A 4,903-nucleotide genomic window follows, 5' to 3' on the forward strand; every position below is an offset into this window, starting at 1 on the left:
TGATTGTTCCGAAAACATACTGAATCTAAAATCTCCCGAAAAAATTATGCAAGCCGTTTATGATACTGCAGAATCAACAGGTCTTTTTGACCCAGCAGATATTAAAGTTCGCATCAATCCTTTTCGATATTACAGTACTGGAAATACTAAAGATGATTTTATTCATATTTTTGCGAACATAATGGAAGGAAGAACAACTGCTCAAAAAAGCAATCTCTCGAACAAGATAGTTAGTCAGTTGAAACTGATGTTTCCTGAAGTTCCGATTTTATCCATCAATATCAGGGATTTTGAAAAAGCAACCTATTGTAATAAATCTATGGTGTAAATTTTCGTTTTCAATAAAGTTTTTATCTAAGAATTTAGAACATCTCAAAAATGAGTAATATCCTCACCACTGAAAATTTAAGCATTGGGTACACCTCCAAAAAGGAAACGGTGACCATAGCCGAAAACCTCAACCTGAACTTACAGGCAGGAAAACTGATTGCTTTGATTGGGGCGAATGGTATTGGAAAATCTACATTATTACGTACTATTACTGGAATTCAAAAGCCTTTGCTGGGAACTGTTTTATTAAATGATAAAAAAATAACCAGTTACGAACCTTTGGAATTGGCCCAAAATTTAAGTATGGTTTTGACCGAAAAATTGCCTCCCAGTAATTTAACCGTTTTTGAATTGGTGGCACTGGGACGTCAACCTTACACCAATTGGATAGGCACATTATCAGATACCGATGTTCAAATCGTTCAAGAGGCAATTGAACTGACTCAAATTGGTCATTTGACCCAAAAAAAACATTACGAAATAAGTGATGGCCAATTGCAAAAAGTTTTGATTGCAAGAGCATTGGCACAGGACACTCCTTTGATTATTCTGGATGAACCCACTACACACTTGGATTTACTACATAAAGTTTCACTACTGAAGCTCTTAAAAAAACTCACCCACGAAACCGGAAAATGCATTCTATTTTCAACCCATGACATTGATATGGCAATACAATTGAGTGACGAGATGATTATTATGACTCCAGAAAGTGTGTTACAAGACGAACCTTGCAACTTAATTAGCAAAGGAAGTTTTAATACTTTATTTAAAGACGAGCATATTGTTTTTGACAGTGAAAAAGGTAAGTTTTTGATAATTTAATTGCTACACTGTTTTACCTGTAAAATACTTTTCACCACACCTACCCCCCAATTTAAAAAAAGAAACAAAACATTACTGATTATCAAATTGTTACATTAAATATTGTACATTTGTTTTCCTTTTTTCACTACCCGAATCTTTACTGATCTACATTATTAAAAACAATTTAATTTTTTTTAACTATGGAAAATTTGTTCAGATTGTCCCAAAAAATTATTGCTTTAGTTGTATTTTTTTTCTTTTTTTCCTGTAACCAGGACGAAACGAATAAAAGTGATTTACAAACAAATGATTCTCAATCGCTGACTGCGAAAATTAGTAAAGACAAACTCAATGTATTTAAGGGACCGGAAAATACTCTTGGAAACGGAAAAGTACGTTCGTGGATTAGTGTAAACAAAGAAAATGAAATGCCCGTTGAAATTGGTATCGAAATAACTGCCCGAGCATTTACCGGGCTTCCTGATGCCGCTCCAGGAGTTGAACTTCCAGTTTATATTGTCCCATTACATCTTAAAGCAAAACAATTAACACCTTTTGACCACATTGGACTCAACTGGAATCCTCACGGACATCAACCTGAACATGTTTTTGATGTACCTCATTTTGATATCCATTTTTACATGATCTCGGTTGAAGAACAAATGGCAATACCAGAATGGTCTCCTGCAACAGATGCTGCTTTCAATTCCTATCCTCCCCTTGGTTATTTGCCTGCAGATTATGGAACTCCTCCTGGTCCTGCCACCGCAGAACCTCAAATGGGAAAACATTGGGCTCCTAATAATTTACCAGACTTTCTTCCGTTTTCCAAAATTCTGATTTATGGTACCTATAATAGCAAATTGATTTTTGTTGAACCAATGGTCACTTTAGAATATTTTCATTCTAAACCCGAAAATAATCCTATTCCTTATTCACAGCCGGATTTCTTTGAAAAAGCAGGGAATTACCCAACTAAATATAGCGTTTACTATGACTCTGCTACTGGAAATACATACGTAACACTAACCGATTTTGTAGCTAGACCTAAAAAATAAATAAGAAGAGGAAGTTGAAAAATACTTCCTCTTCTTTTATCCTCATATCATTTTCCTTTTAACAAATTAATGCTCACAGTCGCAATTTCTGAATCTGGGAATTTTTTGAAATAATTGAAGTCTGGAAACAATCCTGCTTCGGCTGCAATTTTATGCAGAACATCAATCTCCACAATATACTGATCCGAAAAACCGTGTGTTGCGTCATAAGCCGTGGCTGCTGTTTTGCCTAAATTTTCAGCTGTCAAATGGGGTGAAATAGTATGCAATTCAATAATGAGCAGTCCGAATTTATGAACATAAGGCGACCATTTTTTGAAGTGCTCCAACAAATTATCTTCAACCAAATTGTTGTTTATTCGAACACCTCTGTGTGCAAATGCTCCAGTCGAAGTACTTATCCTTCCTTTTGTAATTTCTTTTGGTATTTCCCAAATTCGATTGTGATCCAGAAAAGTTCTCACATTCAACAAATCTTTCAGATCGATATTATAATTTTCCCGTAAATCTTCCGCCAACAAATCCGGGCGACCAATATCTCCCCAAATAACTTTAGCCCAAATATCGGCTTTGATTAAATTGGCTCGCGTTACCTTGAGAGCGGCCTGATTATAATCGGCACCGACCAAAAACAAAGGATGCGTGTCCAGCATTTTTCCTCTCAAAGTTTGACGTTCAATTACATCAAAAATATGTTCCAAGAAAGCACCGTTTCCACAGCCCATATCAAGTATTCCTTTCGGTTGTTTGGCAATAGGCAAATTGAATAATTTGATAATAATTTCGTCTACTACTTTAAAATAGGTATCGTGAGCACCGCCACTTCCCCAAACGTTCATTTCTCGATCCACGTGAATTTCATCTTCCCCATCTCCAACGATTCTTAAAATAGAAGGATCTCCAAAAATTAATTCTTCCATTTTACTAAAAGTAGGCAAATACGAAACCGTTACACCATAAGCAGAAGCTCTTTTGGCAAAAAACAAACCAGTTTCGGCAAACTGATAATTGCCATTTTTTTGAGTAAACCATTCTAAATAAACCAAAAAGTCAAGGATGATTTTGAATTTTTCAGGAGATTTATGAAACTCTTCAGGACGAAAGGATATTTCCATAAAATATTTATGAAACATACCACTCATACCGAGACGCACTACAGTTGGGCCAACTAAAAAGCCTTCAATATGCTTTAAAATTTGATGTTGAATGGTATTGATCAAAGGATCCTCAGAAAACGAAATTCCATAGTTATCTTTATATTTTTCGAAAATAAACTTTAAGCGCTCAAAGGGAGCTTCTTCAAATAATCTGGGATGAAAATCCATCGAAAACTGTAATAAATCAACAGCATCTTTGTACAATGGAAACAGAGAAAAAGCGATTTCACTTTTTTCATTGATACTGATAGTTATTAGGTCTGTACTCGTATTAATATGATAATTCAGAAAACCTTGAGAAGCCAAAACACGTAAACCTACATTAAGGTAGCCTTCATTGGCTTTAAATTTATCAGTCAGTTCAGAAAGACTTATTTCTTTTTTGTCTAAAACATGAGCTAACACTCCTTTTTTATACAAGCAAAAAGCTACTGGAGCAGTGACTAAACCATCGAGATGTCTAAAAATAGTACTTCGTAAGGAAACGTTATCTATCATAAAAAGAGATTTAAGACCTAAACATTGTCTATCTCAAATATATGAAATTTCCTTTAAAAAAACAGATTCCAATTACAGCTAATAAACTTAAAACTCCTCATAATAAACACCTAACCCAATCCATCTCTTTACAGCACTAACAACGAAAGAAACTGAATTGGCAATATTAAAGTTTGCGATTAAAGGTGAATTAGCAATCATCAGGTTGTTTTTGATAAGAAAAAGAAAAATTCACTTTCAAAACCTATAATTAAGTTTTTTATCTTTGTAAGTATTGTAAAAACCTGAATATGAACCACTTTATTAAAATCACATTGTTTTTTTGGATTATCGCAAGTTCAGCACAGGAAAAGTTAGAAATGACTCAAAAGGGTTTTCTGCCTCTGGAAATGAATATACCCAATCAACCTATTCACAAGTTAATAGAACAATCTAAGGAATGGGCACGTTATTACAATGAAAAAGGTTCTGATGTTTTTGATGTTACTGAAAATTCCTTAACCATTGAAGCTCGCTATGAAAATGCTTATTACTACTGGAATCTAGCTGTAAAATATAATTTTGACATCAAATACAGTCTTAAAATTGTGTTTGGAGAAAATCAAAAATATACCCTTACATTTACTGTAAAAGAAATTTATATCGATAAGGTTCCATTGAAGACTACAGTAGCCGATTTTTTCACTTCTGAAGGTAAACTCAAGGAAGATTTCAAAGATGTAGAGCCTTCACTGGAAAAAACCGCAAACAGAATTGTAAATTCCTATATCACTTTCATAACCCCATAATTTGTCTCTTTGCTTCTCCAACTACAAAAGCAACTGAATTGGCTATATTAAAGCTTCTAATTAACGGAGACATAGGAATAGTCAGGTGGTTTTCGAATAAAGCCAAAACTTCGGCACTCAAGCCAACACTTTCTTTTCCAAAAACCAACCAATCACCGTCTTGAAATTGATTTTCCAAATAGGACTTTTTAGCATGTGAACTCATCAGGAAAACTCTGGATTGGTCTGGAATTTGAGACATCCATTCGGCGACATTTTGATATTC

The 4,903-nt window shown here is 34.4% G+C and carries 6 protein-coding genes; 4 read left to right on the forward strand and 2 right to left on the reverse strand.

Annotation, left to right across the window (positions count from 1 at the left end):
* The 3 genes from VFS71_RS15180 to VFS71_RS15190 form a co-directional block, all read left to right on the forward strand.
* Nucleotides 1-328: 5-carboxymethyl-2-hydroxymuconate Delta-isomerase (locus VFS71_RS15180; protein ID WP_326402284.1), on the forward strand; the 328-nt coding region annotated here is incomplete at its 5' end.
* A 50-nt stretch (nucleotides 329-378) separates the two neighbouring features.
* Nucleotides 379-1,155: an ABC transporter ATP-binding protein gene (locus tag VFS71_RS15185; RefSeq protein WP_326402286.1), complete on the forward strand. Its 777-nt coding sequence runs from the start codon at nucleotides 379-381 to the stop codon at nucleotides 1,153-1,155.
* 182 nt (nucleotides 1,156-1,337) lie between these two features.
* On the forward strand, nucleotides 1,338-2,195 hold the full coding sequence (locus VFS71_RS15190; protein WP_326402287.1) for a hypothetical protein: 858 nt from the start codon (nucleotides 1,338-1,340) through the stop codon (nucleotides 2,193-2,195).
* Between the two features lie 47 nt (nucleotides 2,196-2,242).
* On the opposite strand, the gene VFS71_RS15195 is transcribed toward VFS71_RS15190, so the two are convergent.
* Nucleotides 2,243-3,850, reverse strand: a complete 1,608-nt coding sequence (locus VFS71_RS15195; RefSeq protein WP_326402288.1) for a class I SAM-dependent methyltransferase — start codon at nucleotides 3,848-3,850, stop codon at nucleotides 2,243-2,245.
* 290 nt (nucleotides 3,851-4,140) lie between these two features.
* Between VFS71_RS15195 and VFS71_RS15200 the strand changes: the two genes are divergently transcribed.
* Nucleotides 4,141-4,638 (forward strand): hypothetical protein, encoded by a 498-nt coding sequence (locus tag VFS71_RS15200; RefSeq protein WP_326402289.1) that lies wholly within the window; start codon nucleotides 4,141-4,143, stop codon nucleotides 4,636-4,638.
* Here VFS71_RS15200 and VFS71_RS15205 read toward each other — a convergent pair.
* Nucleotides 4,625-4,903 (reverse strand): tRNA (cytidine(34)-2'-O)-methyltransferase (locus VFS71_RS15205; RefSeq protein ID WP_326402291.1); only part of this gene is annotated, 279 nt, incomplete at its 5' end. The genes VFS71_RS15200 and VFS71_RS15205 overlap by 14 nt on opposite strands.

Origin of the sequence: Flavobacterium sp., from assembly GCF_035760125.1 — a bacterium.
Classification (GTDB): Bacteria; Bacteroidota; Bacteroidia; order Flavobacteriales; family Flavobacteriaceae; genus Flavobacterium.

Coding starts and splice junctions, on each gene's coding strand:
- VFS71_RS15185 (WP_326402286.1), top strand. CDS start 379: ATGAGTAATATCCTCACCACTGAAAATTTAAGCATTGGGTACACCTCC.
- VFS71_RS15190 (WP_326402287.1), top strand. CDS start 1,338: ATGGAAAATTTGTTCAGATTGTCCCAAAAAATTATTGCTTTAGTTGTA.
- VFS71_RS15195 (WP_326402288.1), bottom strand. CDS start 3,850: ATGATAGATAACGTTTCCTTACGAAGTACTATTTTTAGACATCTCGAT.
- VFS71_RS15200 (WP_326402289.1), top strand. CDS start 4,141: ATGAACCACTTTATTAAAATCACATTGTTTTTTTGGATTATCGCAAGT.